Here is an 18,288-nt window from a genome sequence, read left to right as displayed (position 1 = left end):
ATGACCTCGCAATGGAGCTGCGCCGACGCCCTGTTATGGATAGGCAGAACGAAGGAAGTTGGGACTTCACGTGACGAATGATCCCGTTGGACAGAGGAGGTTTGCTGCCGTAACGGATATGGGTCGCATCAAGGCTGTCAAAACAGATCTCTCAAGACGTTTTGTTTGCTATACCCTGATAACGTTAAATCCGGCATTCAATGCTTTGGATCATCCATAACTTGGTTCATTTCTTGAACATAACTTTATGAAATACTGAGATTTCGCGAGTATTTACGAGATTTTACAAGATATTTTGAGGAGTGGATAAAGGCATTAATTAAAGTCGAAGATTGGGACTTCGTACATTTCTTTGAATATATGAAAAATGATATTCCTCTTTCACTTCTCAGGGATAATATCACCGAGGAAGAAATTGCTGAATACTTTACAACTGAGGATTTTCCATGTAAGAGTATATCCGATATCAGGCTTATGCGTTCTCTGAAAGAAAAAGGGGCTCCGTACTTATTCAAATATATTTCAGAACTGCATAACAAGTACTGTTTAGATAACCAATACTATAATTTCAAATTGATGGAGTTTGCAGACTCCGTCATCAAAGTGACAGATGCACTTAAAGATGGTGAAGCTGAGGATTTTCTTCATGAAATGTTCGATGAAATACGTTCTGAAAATGACTTAGACAGTTGCATAAAAGAAAGAAGGTACTATGAGCTTGCCAAATATTATGTTGAGGAAAGACTTCCGTTTAATCTGACATCAACTAATGCCCTGCCTGATGATATTATACAGTTTGCAGAAAGCGGTTATGATATGACCGTATATTACAAAGGAATTTCAAGAACCGTACACACAGAGCCTAAAGGCATTTTTATAAATTACGTTCCTTATTATGGAGTTACCATCAAAAACGGAAGAATAATTACAAAAAATGAGAGCCGTAAGGAAAAGATAATCATATTCTATTATAACACAGCAACCTTTGTGGAAGGTCGAAAAAAACGTGATGGTAGTTTCATATACACACCATTATATCTGAGAGATCTGTTTGAAGCAATTTCAATCGGACACAGCGAGGAAGACATAAGCTCGGCTAAATCGGTGATCGATTATCTTTGCGATAGATACGACACGAAGTTATTTGTAGATCTGTACCGTGACTATCAGCTTTCAAATGGGCTTTTATTGCCACTTACGTTAGATGAAGTCGGGCAGTACCGAACCAAGCAGGAACTTTTTGAAAATCACTACAAAATGCCTTTGAAGGGCAATTGGAATAAGAAAAACGTAAATCTGACATATTTACTTTTAAAGCTGAAATGCAGATTGTCCGATGCAGCAATTGCAAGAACGATGCAGTGTGTAACTCCACCTCGAGTGACACACGTTGGCAGATCACGCTATAAGTATACCTTTATTCTACATAATGCGATCTACTCAGAAGATTATGCTAAGTACAACAATAATATTTCACTTTTGGAAGATGCTCTCAAGGAAGAATATGAAGCAAAGAAAATCGAACTGCTGCCAATTAATCAGACTATAAATGCACATAATGACAGACATCGTAGAAACGAGATAAAAAAGCAAATTAAGAAGGCAACGGTAAAAGTGAAAAAGGATACTAAGTTCAGAACTCTGATAGACAATCTGCCCAAAAACTATGAATTGATAAGTAACGAGAAACGGCTCTGTGAAGAAGCCGAAAGTCAGAAAAACTGTGTTTATAGTTATGCCAAAGATATAACCAGTGACAGGTGTATGATCTATTCCACTGTCTATGATGGCAAGCGACATACCATCGAGATAGTGAAATATGGCAGTAAATATGTAGTAAGACAGTGTTTCAGGGCTTGTAATCAAACACCAAGCAGTAAGCTGGTCAAGCAGCTGAAAAATGATGTTGCAGCAGTAAACGATGTTCTAAACACTGTGATTTACAGAAAAAGTGAAGAACTGCCCAAATAAATGAATATTCCCCTGCAGCCTGCCGCCCCTAAAAAGGCGGCTTGTTTGCTGAATGTCTGCGAAACTGTGTCTATAGACACACTCCCCCTCCCCCATTATTATTCGCAGGCATTCAGCAGATAATACGGTCTGCTATAAAATTATAATTTAAAAGGAGGTTTTTCTATTGAGAATCCAAGTATCCGCGTCCAGGTATACCCCGCCTGCGGGAGATACCAACAACACAAGAGGTTTTGCATCAGTCAAGTTCCAGAACGACAATGGTGATGAGTATATGCTCGAACGTATAACCATCAGAGAGTCAGCCAACGGAATGTACGTCAGCCTGCCGACCGTTGCACGTAATGCAAAGGTCAACGGTTCTCCGGTGTACGATTCTAACGGCAATCCGAAAAAAGAATTTACAGAGGTCCTTCACCCTGTAAATAACGCTGCACGTACTGAACTGTGTAACGCTATAATGGAGCGCTGGAGGGCAAACGATAGAGAGTATGCCGAGTTCAATATCCTCGGTAATACTCAATTTGAGATGAGCAAGATCAACGTCAACCTGCACAGTGATCAGTCAAAACACCTTGTCGGAATCGGCTCGGTAACATTCGGTGATGCTTTTAAACTCGACAGTATAATGGTCAAAGAGGGCAGCAAGGGCGAATTTCTTGATTTGCCAAGCTATCGCACCAAAAAATATGATCCCGAAACAAAGCAGATAGTGATAGGCGCAGACGGACAGCCGGAGATAGACTACCGCGATTTGTTCCACCCGAACACCCGTGAAGCCTACGATAAGCTGACCAATGCTGTATTAGATAGTCTTCATGCTAAACAGCAGGCACAGGATAATAGCTATGCATACGAACAGCAGCAGAACAACTATAATCAGCAGAGTGCTGCCGCTGCCATTCCCGACTACGATCCATTCAGTGGTTTTGAAGATATAACACCGCAGTACGGACGCGGAAGATAATTTCTTTTCTCTCGGAGAATAAAAACTCAAAACAATAAGCACAAACTTTAATCGTTACTCCCTAGGGAAACAAAGCTATAATCACTCCTACGGGAGATTTTGTTGCGAAAGGATATAAATAATGAGATTAAATAATTCAATTGAAAACTGGCAGAATTATCTCAGCTTTTCATCTAATATGTATTCTTACGGTTTTGCGGATATCCTCAAAGTGTATTCCGCAGAACCTACCGCAACTGCTGTTGCCACACTGGAAGAATGGAACAGAATGGGCAGATTTATAAATCCCAAAGCTAAAGGTTTCATTTTTAGTGACGGACATATACGCTATGACATTAAGGATACAAACGGCGCGTCCGTAAGAAAATGGCAGTTTACAAGTGGTCACATTCCCTTTTATTATGACCATTTCAACGCCATGAACATAACAGATAATGTTATGCTCGATAATGGAAATGACTTCTCTGTAAACATCTGTGATTTCCTCTGCGAAATGATGTCAAAAGACAAGTCACTTTCCGGTGTTGTTAATGAGAATGTAAGGGAAATTGCGGCTTTATCTACTACGTATGTTATCTGCGAAAGACTTGGCATTGATAAGAATGAAACACATCTCGACTTATCTGCTATAACTTCATTGTCAGATGAAGAAGTTAATCTTACAGCTACAATTACCGCGATATATGCAAGGTCAATGCTTAAAGCTGCTCAAAGGACAGTATCTTCTGTAACAAAGGAACAGATAGAAGAACGCAGCAGAAATGTCATGTTTACAGCCGAAGAACTTAGCGAATTTGAAGATATTACCGATGCAGTATATGACGAGGAAATCTCTGAGGAAACTACTGTTGAAACGGCAGAAGATGAAGAAAAGAAGTATACTGTACCCGAAACACTTGAAAATGTCACAGCCGACAATAACAATGATGATATTATTCAGCAAAATAAAAGTGTGGTTACTGTTCAGCCCGTATCTGAAGTATCAGATAGCGGCTTAACTGCCGAAAAACAGCAAGAAATACTTGAAACTGCACTTATGATAGACAACGGCTCTCTCAACAAAGAACGTATCAATGCATTGTTTTCGGGTAATATCAGTGTAAATGCTCTGACCTCTTATGTAAGGACTAATTACAAAGGTAAAAGCTATAACTCGACAAATGATGATATTATCAGCGCATATCTTGCAAGAAATGATTGTTTCGTGGTCAGATACAATATTGATGATAATGCGGGAAATCTGTCCTATGATTGGCAGACCGTAACAAACACCATAGATAAACTTATCCGTGAGGATAGATTTATAACACCCAAAGAAAAAGATGATACAGCGGAAGAAAAAACCTCGCTTACGCTGCATAAGGTCGGAGATTTTTGGGAAATGTACGATAATGATGCCCGGGTTGCTTCTGAAGCACTCGGGCTTTATCTTTCAAGGAAAGGAAAAGTCGCTATGTGCGGCTTTCCTGATAAAGAGAAAGATAACTACACTCAAAGACTGCGTGATGCAGGATTTATCATTATAAATGATAATATCCCGGAGAATAAAAAAGATGTTCTCCCTGACAGCATTACCATTAAGTTCGGAACAGAAAACGATCCCGAACTGACAACAGAAAGCAAACTGCTTGACGATCTCATAACCAAATACAGAAATGAGCATAACGGAAACGATATGAGTTTCGCGCTTGCAAATGCCGTAATCGAGTATCTTGACGAAAAACAGCATTTAGAACGTGCCGATAAGGACAACAAAGTTGGCTGGTACAAGAAAACATGGTTTACCGTTACTGCTACAATAAGCGGAGAACAGTTTTCCTATGAGGCAAGATATGATATAGGTGACGGTAAAGGAACAGGCGGCGGCTCTATAATCGACCATATTGAGCAGTTTCAGACTGAGATAATCCGTCAGAAACCATATCCATACAATACAGAAGAAAGTCAAAACACAGCCAAAAATGCAGTTGACATTTTAATACCGTATCTGAAAGCTAATACCGAGCTGACAGAAGAAGAAAAGCTGATACTGTGGGAACTGAAAAGAGATAATCCGATCAAGGGTATACAGCCTGTGTTGGATCCTAAACTACTCACTCACTATATACCGTCCGGACTTCCGCTGATAGCTGATAACAATGATGTTTTCTTTGTATTACGGCATGATCGTTTCTATCATCATAACAGACAGGAAATTGCAGATTTCTTTGAAACTCATGCAAATGCCAAAGAACGTGAACAGTTTATCCGCAAAGCTATAAACGAAGAATATTCACAGCTTTCCACCGACGAAGATAAGACCATGGGCTACAAAACTTTCGAGGATGGTCTTTGCATCTGGGAAGGTAATTATATGTCCCACACAGCCGAGAATTTCTATTCTTGGGAAGATGTTGTAACATTATTCGCTGATATGATGCAACGCGGTGAATATCTTGACACTCAGATAATTGATACACCTGAAACGGTTGAAGATAACGTACAGGAAGATGCTGCTGCACAGCTTTCATTTTTCGGTGAACCCGAAACAATGGCTGCCACAACAAAGCCAAAAAGCCGAAAGGATACATCTGAAATTGATACGCGTCCAATGTTCAATGTAACCGATGATATGGTCAACTATGTTCTTAGATGCGGCAGTGCCACAAAAGGAACACTGGAGCGTATTATTGCGCAGTACCAAAAAGGCAAGTCCGATGCGGAAAACGGCGAGTTTCTCAGCCGGGAGTTTAATAGTAGTTTTCGTTCCGAGGGTAATGGTCGAGGTTATGTATATTCAGAGAGTGAACTGATCTCATCTTGGTGGGACAGAGAAAGATTGTGGGTAGGTGCAGGCGAAAGCGCACTTAACGCAAAAATGTACAATGTTGCACCATGGAATTTAATTGCTGCACGAGTAGGTGAGCTGATCGAAAAAGGTCAGTTCTGTTCACAGGCTGTTATAGATCGTGCAGCTGAAATGGAAATAAAGGATATCGCAGACCAATTGTGGTATCTGCATCAAGATACCGCAGAAGAAATATATCAGTATTTTATCCCGGATGAAATGTTCAAAGGAGGTTTTCCTGACAGTGCCGAGAGAATAAAAAATGATCTTATGGACAGCGATAAACTGCAAGACTACATTTCAGGCATGACAAAGTTTGTAAATGATTATGAGCAGAACAGAGATATACTCCGTTTTCATTTCCATAGACCTCGTGAAACTCTGGAACGTCTGAAAGACCTCACTATCGAGCGCAGACAATTCAAAGCTGACCCTGATTTTGAGTTCATACCTTCGTTCTTTATTTCTGAAGATGAAAAAAATCGTGTAATACAGCATTTTAACTATCAGACAAAATTCAAGATCCGAGATTATTTTGACGATGAAGAACGCACCACAAAAGATAAGGTTAAATTCCTGAACAACTTATATTCAGACGGCGGATTTGGCGATAGGAATACAAATTTTTATTACGGTAAAAAGGGCTATACCATAGTTCACTCCCCTGCTTACGATGAGTGGCAAGGCTGCACAGCCACAATGAACTGGAAAAACGTTGTTGTAAGAATAGACAGCCTTATCAAAATAGACAAGTTTATCTCAGAGGAAGATAAAAAGGAACAGGAAAAGCTCATTCAGCAGAAGCTTTTTGAAGCTAAAAACAAGGAAGAACTTGAAAAGGCAAAAGAGAATATCCGAAACTTTTGGGAAAGCGAGTACGGTGGTGGCAGTGATGATTTTACCGATCTTCACAAAGTCGGCATAGCATACACCACTGTTGATCTTGACGAGAATTACTTCTTGGAACTTCAAGTATACGCAGACCTTATGGATCATACACTGCGTTATTATGTCGACAATGAACTTTACAAAGAAGAAAAATACGATGATCTTCATTCGTTCAACGAAGATGTACTTTCAGTTCTTGACTTTCAGGAACTTTACGAACAGTTCAATGTCAGTGAACTGGAAGAAAAGCATAATGCTTCAATCCGTGAAATAGAACAAATGTCAGCTGAAATATCTGCTGATACGTCTGATAATGAGCTGACTGTAATGCAATATGGTGCAGCACAGCGAAACCTCAAAGCATTTAATGAACTGTTCCCTGAGTTCATGCAGAAAGAATACGCTTATATGCGAATGGAAGCCGGGGATGCTTATGAACCGTTAAGCCTTGAATGGCTTTCGGAAGATACTTTCTCCATAATGCATTTTTATGACCAGAACGGCGATTTGATGTATGACCCCGATGTTGTTATTAAGGTCGATGCTACTTCTGCGCAGGCAATAAGCTTTGAAAACTCAAGTCTTGGTATCTATGAAAGCTATACCAGCGGTTTATTTGACCAGGACGATTGCAATAACTTCGTAGAAAAATGGCTTGCGAACATCTCACATCAGGGTTACAAACCTGTGCGCATAAAAAATTACGATGATGAGATCGTACTTGATACAACATACTCTGAGTTGATGCACGAAAATGAAGCTACACCAAACATTGATAGCGATATAATCGGTATCGACAAATTAAAACGTAACGGTAGTGTAGTTTACTGGAATTACTTCAACGAAGATGGAAATGACGGTAACGGACAGTTCATCGAAATGACCATAACCGAATTTGACATCAATGAAGCTGTAAAGGTAATGAGTGCTGCGGGTGGACGTACCAAATTAGGCTATCAAACATTCATCAACTACATTGAAGATCACAGTTCTCAGACCATAATCGACAAGGGAACAGAAGATTTTGAGAATGTAAAAGCTGAATTCCTGAATGGCGAATACGATATTCAGGTCACAGCTGATAATGACAGTCGCGAACAGCTTATAGCTGATTTCATTGATAACACCGACCATACCAGAACACTTGTTCCCGATAACATCGGATACGCTATCGGCATTTACAGCGGAGAAGCATTTGACAAAACAACTATCGACGAAAATACAAAGAAATACAAGGTAGTTGCTCAGATCGACCGTAAAAACCGCATAGCTGTCAAGTGGGATGAACCCGATCTCCCTGAGAGAGTAAAGGATGCCATATCAAAGGTAGCACTTACCTATGACATCGTGGAAGATGATACACAAAAAGCAGAGGATGCTGCATTGGACTTTCTCGGCTTAGATGAAGTCGATGATGAGTACATAGTTCTGCGTAATAAAAATGATGCTGTTCAAAATGATGCAGTTCAGCTTTCCATCTTCGGAACACCCGTGTTCACAGAGGAAAATACTCCCGTTGTGCCTGTAAAAGTCGGTGCTGAAATAGAGTATCAGGACAGGACCTATACAGTAACGGCTATCAAGCCCGAACACAATGAAATAGATCTTCTCGATCAGCATACCGGCTGGTATCCAATAACTCGCGTTGAACCGCTTGACGTATTCATATCTGAATATGATGCTGAAGCAGCAAAATCTGTAGTTGAAGCAGCTGCGGTAGTCAACGGACCTCAGAACTATACTATTACAGATGATGAGTTAGGAGTTGGTACACCGAAAGAAAAATACAAGGCAAACATTGCTGCTATTAAACTGCTGAAACAGATAGAAGCCGAGGACAGGCAGGCAACAGTCGAAGAACAGGATGTGCTTGCACATTACGTCGGTTGGGGCGGACTTTCTGGAGCTTTTGAACAAAATAACAGCTCATGGGAGAATGAATACACAGAACTGAAAAATCTGCTTACACCGGAGGAATACAATGCAGCACTTAATTCTACGGTAAACGCGCATTTTACAAGCCCCGTAATAATAAAAAAGATGTATTCTGCACTGGAAAACTTCGGCTTTAAGGGCGGCAAGGTGCTTGAACCTTCCTGCGGTATCGGTAACTTCTTAGGCTGTGTACCGTCAGACAAGGCGGCTAACTATCAGTTCACCGGAGTTGAGATAGACAGTATCACGGGACGTATAGCAAAACAGCTTTATCCGCAGGCAAAAATACAAGTTACTGGTTTTCAGAATGCTGATGTTAAAGACAATTACTTCGATGTAGTAATAGGTAATGTACCGTTTGCAAACTACAGCGTGACGGACCGTAAGTATAACAAGTCAAATCACCTGATACATGACTATTTCATACTGAAATCCCTCGATCTGACACGCGCAGGCGGTGTAGTTGCAGTAATTACTTCATCTGGTACAATGGATAAGGTGTCCGCAAAGGTACGAACAGAGATCAGCAACAAAGCAAAGCTGATTGGTGCTATAAGGCTGCCTGACACAGCATTTGAAAAAAATGCCGGAACAAATGCAGTCGCAGATATCCTTTTCCTGCAAAAGCGTTCAGAACCAAATGCAGACTATGAAGACTGGCTTGAAGTTGACCGCGAAACATATTACGGTCTGCCTATAAATCAGTATTTCATAGATCACCCCGAAATGGTCTGCGGAACAGTTCTTGAAACAAGCGGCAGATACGGTAATACACTTACTGTCCGAGAGAATGAAGGTGAAACACTTGAACAGGCATTAGATAAGGCTATTCAGAATCTGCAAGCAACGATCTCAGTTCAGACTATAAGCAGACCTCAGCCAACAATAACTGAGGAAAACAAAGATGCTGAATGGCTTTCGATTCGCGAACAGTATGAAGCGGATCCCGATATGCGTAACCATACATTTCGAATGTATAAGTCCAGACCGTTCTTCAAGGAAGGCTCTGTACTGGCAGAAGTTGATATAAGAGATTTCAGTGAGCAAGAAAAAGATATGCTGACATCACTGATAAAACTAATTGACCAGTACAAAGAAACTCTTTATACGCAGAAGCACAGAAGCGATGAAGAATTTATTGAAGCGCAAAAAGGATTGAATAATCTGTATGACAGCTATACAGCTAAATACGGTCCTGTTCGTGATGTTTTCACAACACGTAAAAAAGCTAAGATCAGAAAAGTTATCGAAAATTCCGACGATTTCTATAATCTTCACGCCCTGGAAACAGAGGATAAAGATGACAGCACAAAACTTGTAAAGGCTGCTATATTTAATAGACGTACAGTTTCAAGGGCGATTGAGATAACTCACTGTGATACAACAGTTGATGCATACTCGGTATGCCTTAACACAAAAGCCCGTATTGACCTTGAATACATTTCTTCACTCGTAGACAAGCCTATCGAAGATTGTATAAAGGACCTGAACGGCACATATATATTCAGGGATCCTGAAAAGGTGATGGAAAGCGATATTACAAGCGGTTGGGAAACTGCCGATGAATATCTCAGCGGTAATGTAGCCCGCAAACTGCGCATAGCAGAGGGATACAGTGCTGTATCCCCCGATTATGCAATAAACGTAGAAATGCTGAAAAAGGTACAGCCCGAAAGGATACCTGTCGGCAGGATCTCTGCACAGCTGGGCAGTTCATGGATCCCCGAAAAATACATTGAACAGTTCATACGCGAAAAACTGGATGTAGACACAACCGTAGAACATGACCTTGCATCGTCAACATGGCACGTAAATAATACTAACATGGGTGACTGGCGAGAATTGTGTTGCAGTGTCTATGGTACAAAGGATATGAATGCATTGAAACTGGTCGATGCATCATTGAATCTGAGAAATGCAAAGGTGGGACACGTTGAGGACGGAGCCGATGGCAAGAAACACTACGTTGTCGATCAGGAAAAAACACAAGAAGCCATGAACAAGCAGGATACGGTTAAGGAAATGTTTGAAAACTGGATATTCGCTGACCCGTATAGAGCGCAAGAGCTTGAAGATATCTTCAATGCTCGTTTCAATGTATACAGACTGCGAACATTTGACGGTTCTCATTTGACTTTTGACGGTATGAATTCAGACATAGCACTAAAAGATTATCAGAAAGATGCAGTTGCAAGAATGCTTTACGGCGGCAGTTCGATACTTTCACACGTAGTCGGTGCCGGCAAGACATTTGAAATGACTGCTGCGGCTATGGAACTTCGCAGGACAGGACTTGCAACAAAGCCATTATTCGTAGTGCCGAACCACCTTGTAAATCAGTGGGCTGCGGATTTCACAAAACTATACCCTGAAGCTAACGTACTGGCTATCAACGGAGGTGATAAAGCAAAAAGGCAGAAAATGACAAGCCGTATTGCAACAGGTGACTGGGATGCGGTTATAATGCCGTACTCAGTATTTGCAAAGGTACAGCTTTCGCCAAACAGAAGAGCGCTGTACTATCAGCAAGAAATAGATCAGTGCATTGCCATAGAAGAAGAACAGCGCGGCAGCATTAGTGCTAAAGCGGCAGTTACACGACGTAAACAGCTTGAAAACCGACTTGATGCTCTCGACTACATAATGGACAGAGATAAAAATATATACTTTGAGGAAACAGGCATAGATTATATCTTTGTCGATGAAGCCCATAACTTCAAAAATCTCTATACCAATACAAAGTTAAACAACATCAAGGGTATCACTTCAACAGGCTCAAAAATGGCTGAAAATCTCCTGCTCGTAACAAACTATCTGCGAGAAGTCAACGGAGAGAACAGAGGTACAGTCCTTGCATCAGGTACGATAATCTCAAACTCGATGACAGAACTATATACAGCAATGAGATATGTTGCTCCCTCATACCTGAAAGAAAAAGGATACTCATCGTTTGATTCGTGGATCGCAGACTACGGCAGACTTACAACAGATCTTGAACTTGATCCAACCGGAACATCATTCCGTTCGATAACCAAGTTTAAGGAATACAAGAACGTCACTCTCCTGCAAACGGACTTCCACACTTGTGCAGATGTAAAAATGAAAGAGGACCTCGATCTGAAAACACCAAAGGTCAAAACTCTTGTAGTCGTTACTGAACCAACGGAGATACAGAAAGCATTTATAAAAGAGTGTGGAGAACGTGCTGACAGAGTACACAACAAGGAAGTCGGCAGAGATGTTGACAATATGCTGTTGATCTCAACCGATGGCAGTAAGTGCGCCCTCGATCAGAGATTGATTGACCCATCTTATCCGGATGATCCGAACAGCAAAATCAACATCTGTGTGGAAAATGTGTTTAAGGTATATACAGACACAAATGAAAACAGGCTGACACAGGTGATTTTCCTCGATACTTCTACTCCAAAAGGCGATGGAATTTTTAGCTTGTATGACGATATCAAGAAAAAGCTGATAGCAAAAGGTATCCCGGAGGAAGAAATAGCATACGTCCATGATGCTAAGAACGCTGAGGAAAAAGAAAAACTTTTTGAAAAGGTCAGAAACAGAGATATAAGGGTAATACTCGGCAGTACAGAGAAAATGGGTGCGGGAACTAATATACAGGATTATCTGTACGCTATCCACCACTTGGATATTCCGTGGAGACCGAGTGACTACGACCAGAGAAACGGAAGAGGTGAAAGACAGGGTAACAAGTGCGCTGATATAGGCGATGGACAGATCCTTGAATTCAAGTACAGCTGCAAGGGTACATTCGATGCTTACAGATGGCAGACTATCGAGGGCAAGTCGATAATGATAAAACAGGTGCTTACAAGCAAGCTGCATTCGGATGAAATAGAAGCTTTTGATGATACAAGTCTAAAATACGCCGAAATAAAGGCACTGTCACTTGGTGATCCGAGAATTAAGGAATTTGCAACGCTGAAAAACGATATTCAGAAACTCAAACAGAAGAAATCACAGTTTGACACGGAACTGCATGATGCTCAGAGAAAAGCGAAGATAACTTATCCGCAGGAGATAAAGGCTCTCAACAACAGACTGCTTGGGCTGTATGACGATAAAAAGCAGGCTGCTGCTACTGCTGAAAATGAGTCCTTTACTTGTACGATACGCGGCAATGAGTTTACCGATAAAAAAGAAGCGGGTAAAACTTTGATAGGTCTTAAAAAGATCGCCACACAAGAAGGTATCGCTGTAGGTGAGTACAGAGGATTTAAAATGCTGCTTGTCGAAACAGGCATAACAAGTGATTATTCTACACCTATAATTAGCCTTGAACTTCGCAGAAGAACCACATTCAGGACATCTATGGGAACAAGTCATGAGGGTGTTTTTGACAACATCGACAACATACTTGATAACATGATAGATAAAAGCATTGCGGAAAATGAGGATAAACTCAAAGAAACCGAGAAGAATCTGAATGTAGCCAAAACACGTTGCGGCGATGTGTTCCCGCATGAAGATGAGCTGCGTGAAAAACAGCACAGATACAAGGAACTGTCACTGGAACTTGCAGTTGGTGATGACAGTGACAACAGAATGGCAGCTATCTCAGCTGATGAAACCGAAAACAACACTACATCGAGGGGCAGACGATAACGTTTGTCCCTCTTTTTAGGGGGTGATGATATGAAAAATATAATAATACAGTTTAGATATCCTGATAAACCTCGCAAAGAATTTGTCTTTCCGATAAGCGAATTGCTCTCATATATTCGATTGGACGGACCTATGCTGAAACGCTTTGCTGATGACAAATCCATTACTGAAAATGCTTATGATGAGTTCTGCAAGGATCCTATCAATAACTTTAATAAATATTCAGACTCAAATCTATGTCAGGTAAGGATAATCAACCATACATCAAAAGATATAGTTACGGACCGTACTATTGATCGGCTGGAACTTGCTCGATACTACATCAACAACAAGGATATATGCGAACTCATAGAAATGCAGATCCGCAAAGACAGCGCGTTTCTCGGCAGAAATGATATCTATATATCCGATGTATCTGATATAAATCGGATAAAAAGAATAAAGGTCGATATCCTCAGAGGTATCAATTCTATGTAGGAGGTGATCTGATTGCCTAAACGTATTTCGTATATAGGTTCAGGGAAAGAGTTTGTTCATTATACCAATGATGAACTGGAAAATCTGCGTTCGATAGATATGATTGATTTTCTCGGACGAAAAGAAGGTTTTTCCTTTAAACAGACTTCTTCGTATTTTAAATGCGTTGAGCATGACAGCTTGGTTATTTACCCTAACCGCCGTACATGGGCATGGAACAGTCACGATGTTAAGGGAAAAAACGTTCTTGACTGGCTCCAGCGTGTCGATGGTCTTTCGTTCCAGGAAGCTTGTATGATGCTCTCCCCGCTTGAGACCGAAACTGTAACAAGATTCAAGAAAACTACATCAGCACTAACAACGAGTAAGGAACCGTCACAAAAACAGCTATATATACCCGAAAAAACGAATGGCAATTACAAAAACGTATATATGTACCTTACCCTTACAAGATGTATAGATGCTGATATAGTCAGTACTCTATTCCACGATAAACTGATCTATCAGGATACTCATAACAATGCCTGTTTCGTCGGTTACGACGAGAATAATAACATTCGCTGCGTAACACAGCGCGGAACGAATACTTATGCAGATAAAGCGTACAAAGGTAACACTACCGGAAGTATGATAGAATACAGCTTTAATGTGCCATGTAATAAGAGTGACCCAAAAGCCGAGATAAACAGGGTATACTTGTTTGAAGCTCCGATAGACTTATTATCTCATGCTACGATTGCAAAAATAGTCGGATCTCAGAAAGGCGATACTGATAACTGCTGGAAACGGCAAAACAGACTCGCGCTATTGGGTGTTTCCGATGTTGCACTTCAATCCTATCTCACGCGAAATCCGAATATATCAGAGATAGTCTGCTGCCTTGACAGCGATGCGGCAGGACGAGAGGGTGCAAAAAATATAATGCAAAAATACGGCGATAGATACAAAGTATCTATCCATACACCCAAGAACAGCAAAGATTACAATGAAGTGCTGTGCAAATATATACAGCAGCAAAAAACAGTTACTCAAAGTGATAACATCGATAACGATGTTACATATAACAGGACAAGCGCTAGGCGCTAACTTCAAGGAGGTTTTTAATCATGAAAACAAAAGGCAAAACAACAGCGGTAAAGAAGATGTTTGCCATTATCGTAATGGTATACACAATGATAGTATGCTCTGCATTTTCATCATCTGCCGCAGGCATCACAACAGCTGACACTGAAACAGCTATCGGAACAACACTTTCTGCTCAGGGCGGCGGTGGAGACGGCTGGGGTGCGATTACTCAGTGGATCTCAGAAGCTACCGCACAAGTCAAACTGATCGGCTATGGTCTTGCCGCATTCTGCGTAATGTGTCTCGGTATCATATTCATTACCGGTGGCGGTCAGGGACTTCAGAAAGGTAAGGGCATGGCAGTCAGCATACTTGTTGGTGTCGCTGTTCTTTCATTCGGCGTTGGACTTATAGGCTCACTTCAGGGATAAAATCTGCGGCACACATATTATGTGTGCCGTAAAGGGCAGAAATGTTCTGCTTTTTGCAGCACACATAATATAGATTGGAGGATATAAAAATGAGTAAAAGTAAAAGTGTGTCTATAGACACAAAAAAAGCGAAAATACTGTCTATATGTTTTGTAGCTGTATTCATCATCGTGGTATTTGTTATCCCGATAGTTCATGTAGCAGCCGAAGGTACTGACAGTATTGACTGGGGCGTAAAATATGAAGTTGGTCGGGTCGTTGAAGGTAACAATCGTATAAAAAACGCTATTAGGTATGTCGAGTACAACACACTCAAGTTTATGTGCGTTACTATTGATGAGTTTGACAAAGGACTTACAACCCTTTTAGATATAAATTTATACACTCTAATAAAAAATAAATTTAATATTACATCAGTAGTATACCCGGTAGCGTGGGCATTAGTATCTCTTTCGCTTGTTATAGCGGCAGTTATGCTGCTGATTAATGCTGATAAGATGCGATTGTCTGACTTCTTCCGAAATCTGCTTGTATCCATTATGTTGCTGGTAGCTTTACCGACTTTGGTCAGTCAATTTTCAAGCCTGCGTACCCGTGGAGTTAAAAGCGTTAAAAGCTCGTTTAATGAAGACATAGTTGTAAACGAGGATACCACAATAACGAGCCCTACATTAGGTCAAAATTTGCTTGCTAATAGCATAACTAGGGTCAAGGATTCGGTTAAAAAAAATAAGGTGCTGAAGTACAGTTCATCGGATAATGCCGTCTTTAAAAGCAATCCGGAACGTATATATAGCTTACCGATCAACCAAACGATTCATGATGCCAATTTTGACAAAAAATGGAGTGATACCGGAAGAAACCAAAGAGCTCCGGCTGTCGTTCAGAAAAAATACGAGACTCTCACACTGGAAGATAAGCTTACTTTGCTTGATAGCGAGTTTTGTCATGCTACATCACAATACAGCGGTCTATCAACAATACTCTCAACATACGAATACTGGGAAAAATCAAACAAGGACGATCATTTTATTGTCGAGCGTTATGATGCAAACGGAAAGACCTTTGTGTATACTAAAGTAGGCGGTGCTGTTGTAGCATCCGGCGTTACCGCCGATAGAGGTGAAGATGTATGGTGTAGATTTAGACCTACCGGTGGATGGGGAGAAAATTTATCGTATATACCCAATTCACAGATTTTTGAGGGTGATACTATTTACACAAATGTAGATATGACCAAAAAAACACCAAAGGCTATTCCTTATTTATCGACGTGGGAACGAATAGATAAAAACAATTACAAAAAGTTCGGTTATAATTCAGAGGAGGAAGCACAAAAAGACCCACAATGGGGCAGCTATTGGCAGTACGATAAATGTCCGGCATTTAACTACATAACAATTATTAATGTGCAAATGGTTCAGTATATGAATGAACTTGCTCTGAGTAATGATATTCCTAGTGAATTTAATAAAGTTTTTACCGCTGAATGGTCCTACTATAATTTGATCGGTAACTCACCTAGTAGCGTTGAGGAACTATTAAGAAGAATTGAAGATAATAAGGTATATCTTAAACAATATGGAACCAATTTCAGCCTCATCGAATATTTGAATATGGAAGAAAACTATCGTAAAATAGTTGAAGACAAGAAAGACAATGGCGTTGCGCAATTTGAACCACTTCACACGCAGGAAATGCAGGAAGCCGCAAAAAAAGATGAGCCATTCTCGGCGGCGCTTAACGCGATGATATACGTTGATGGGTATGAAGAGGTCTACTGCTATTACCTTGACTTCCTTCCTACATTTATTTTAGTTGTGGTTACACTTATTAGTATGTGTTTTGCTATGGTTAAGATCGTAAGACTGCTTTTTGATTTGCTTTTCGCACAGATAGTAGCACCGTTGGTCGTAGCATCTGATCTTAGTGGTTCAGGTAGAGCAAAACAAGTTGTACAAAATCTTATATCGTGCAACATCGTAATGATAGCTGTTATTTTTATCCTTAGACTTTATATCTACGTGCTGATATCTGCACAGGACAAGAACTATCCGTTTACCGTCCTGATAGCTCTCACTGTTGGAGGAGCTATGTTTGTCATCGACGGACCCGATCTTATTGTTAAGATACTTGGTGTTGATGCAGGCGTTAAATCGGGTGCAGCTGCTATAATGTCGATCAGATCTGCAACACAGATCGCAGGCAGTGCTGTTAGCAATACAAGCAGGACAGTAGGTAATGTCGTAAAGAAAGGAAACACTGCTGCCGCTGCTGTTGCGGGAGGAATAGCCGGTATTCGTTCAGGAATGAATGCCGGATCTGATTTTGGTAAAAATTTAGTCCAAAAAGCCACCACAAATTCTGACGGTTCCTATAAAAATGTAGGTAGTAAGATAGTATCTAATGTTGCTTCAGGTCTTGGTACAGCATTTGGCGGTCTGGGCGGCGGAGTAATTGGAGCCGGAAAAGGTTATATGGCAGGAGAAAATGAAGCAAGAAATTCACAGGGTGCAGTTTCAACTGCGGTCCATGGTGTTAAAGGCGTTTATACTGCGGCAACAAGCAACTCAAGCGTTGGACATAACATCAACAATACATCATCCAATGCAGGCTCTACAAGCGCCCCGACTATAAACGGAACAGAAACAAGTAATACTAATACAGTCACCACTGAAAAAACTGATTCAGGCAATTCAAGTTTTGCTGAATCCGCTAAGGGTGACAAGGGCGAAATGGGTATAAATGGAGCTTCCTGTAACCAAACAAATCAAGGGGTTGCAAAAAAGAACACCTCAGTGTAGAATGTAAATACTGACGATGCGAAAGTTAGTAATACAAACTACAGAAAGGTGTCCTCTATATGTATTATACACAAAATGAAAAGATTTTGCAAGTAGGAGAAGAAAAAATAATTGTCGGGATCGATGTAGGCAGCGAAAAGCACTATGCCAGAGCATTTGACTGGAGAGGGATGGAGTATTCAAAGAAGGCCTATGTGTTCACAAATGACGCAGAAGGATTCGCAGGCTTTTTTGAATGGATCACCGGGATCATGGAAAAGAGCGGAAAAGAAACCGTTATGCCGGCTA

General features: G+C 40.7%; 7 protein-coding genes and 1 pseudogene. All 8 read left to right on the top strand.

Going from position 1 to position 18,288, the window contains the following annotated elements:
• Positions 1-360: 360 nt before the first annotated feature.
• Positions 361-1,971, top strand: a complete 1,611-nt coding sequence (locus BM265_RS17720; RefSeq protein ID WP_074963289.1) for a PcfJ domain-containing protein — start codon at positions 361-363, stop codon at positions 1,969-1,971.
• A gap of 166 nt (positions 1,972-2,137) precedes the next feature.
• Positions 2,138-2,938 (top strand): septation protein SpoVG family protein, encoded by an 801-nt coding sequence (locus BM265_RS17715; protein ID WP_074963288.1) that lies wholly within the window; start codon positions 2,138-2,140, stop codon positions 2,936-2,938.
• A gap of 121 nt (positions 2,939-3,059) precedes the next feature.
• Positions 3,060-13,223 (top strand): DUF6908 domain-containing protein, encoded by a 10,164-nt coding sequence (locus BM265_RS17710; RefSeq protein WP_074963287.1) that lies wholly within the window; start codon positions 3,060-3,062, stop codon positions 13,221-13,223.
• 30 nt (positions 13,224-13,253) lie between these two features.
• A complete protein-coding gene (locus tag BM265_RS17705; protein ID WP_074963286.1) occupies positions 13,254-13,700 on the top strand; it encodes a hypothetical protein in 447 nt (148 codons plus the stop codon).
• A 12-nt stretch (positions 13,701-13,712) separates the two neighbouring features.
• On the top strand, positions 13,713-14,786 hold the full coding sequence (locus tag BM265_RS17700) for a DUF3991 and TOPRIM domain-containing protein (RefSeq protein ID WP_074963285.1): 1,074 nt from the start codon (positions 13,713-13,715) through the stop codon (positions 14,784-14,786).
• A gap of 20 nt (positions 14,787-14,806) precedes the next feature.
• Positions 14,807-15,196 (top strand): hypothetical protein, encoded by a 390-nt coding sequence (locus BM265_RS17695; protein ID WP_074963284.1) that lies wholly within the window; start codon positions 14,807-14,809, stop codon positions 15,194-15,196.
• Between the two features lie 89 nt (positions 15,197-15,285).
• Positions 15,286-18,000, top strand: a complete 2,715-nt coding sequence (locus BM265_RS17690; RefSeq protein ID WP_074963283.1) for a DUF8208 domain-containing protein — start codon at positions 15,286-15,288, stop codon at positions 17,998-18,000.
• 59 nt (positions 18,001-18,059) lie between these two features.
• Positions 18,060-18,288, top strand: a pseudogene (locus tag BM265_RS17685) (IS110 family transposase); the annotation flags it as partial.

This window comes from Hominimerdicola alba, assembly GCF_900112155.1.
Classification (GTDB): domain Bacteria; phylum Bacillota; class Clostridia; order Oscillospirales; family Ruminococcaceae; genus Hominimerdicola; species Hominimerdicola alba_D.
The sequence above is the reverse complement of the archived record's forward strand: the minus strand, read 5'-3'. Positions and strand labels throughout refer to the sequence as shown.

What these genes read in the sequence shown, in the direction of transcription:
- BM265_RS17705 (WP_074963286.1), top strand. Translation starts at nt 13,254, where the DNA reads ATGAAAAATATAATAATACAGTTTAGATATCCTGATAAACCTCGCAAA.
- BM265_RS17720 (WP_074963289.1), top strand. Translation starts at nt 361, where the DNA reads ATGAAAAATGATATTCCTCTTTCACTTCTCAGGGATAATATCACCGAG.
- BM265_RS17710 (WP_074963287.1), top strand. Translation starts at nt 3,060, where the DNA reads ATGAGATTAAATAATTCAATTGAAAACTGGCAGAATTATCTCAGCTTT.
- BM265_RS17690 (WP_074963283.1), top strand. Translation starts at nt 15,286, where the DNA reads ATGAGTAAAAGTAAAAGTGTGTCTATAGACACAAAAAAAGCGAAAATA.
- BM265_RS17695 (WP_074963284.1), top strand. Translation starts at nt 14,807, where the DNA reads ATGAAAACAAAAGGCAAAACAACAGCGGTAAAGAAGATGTTTGCCATT.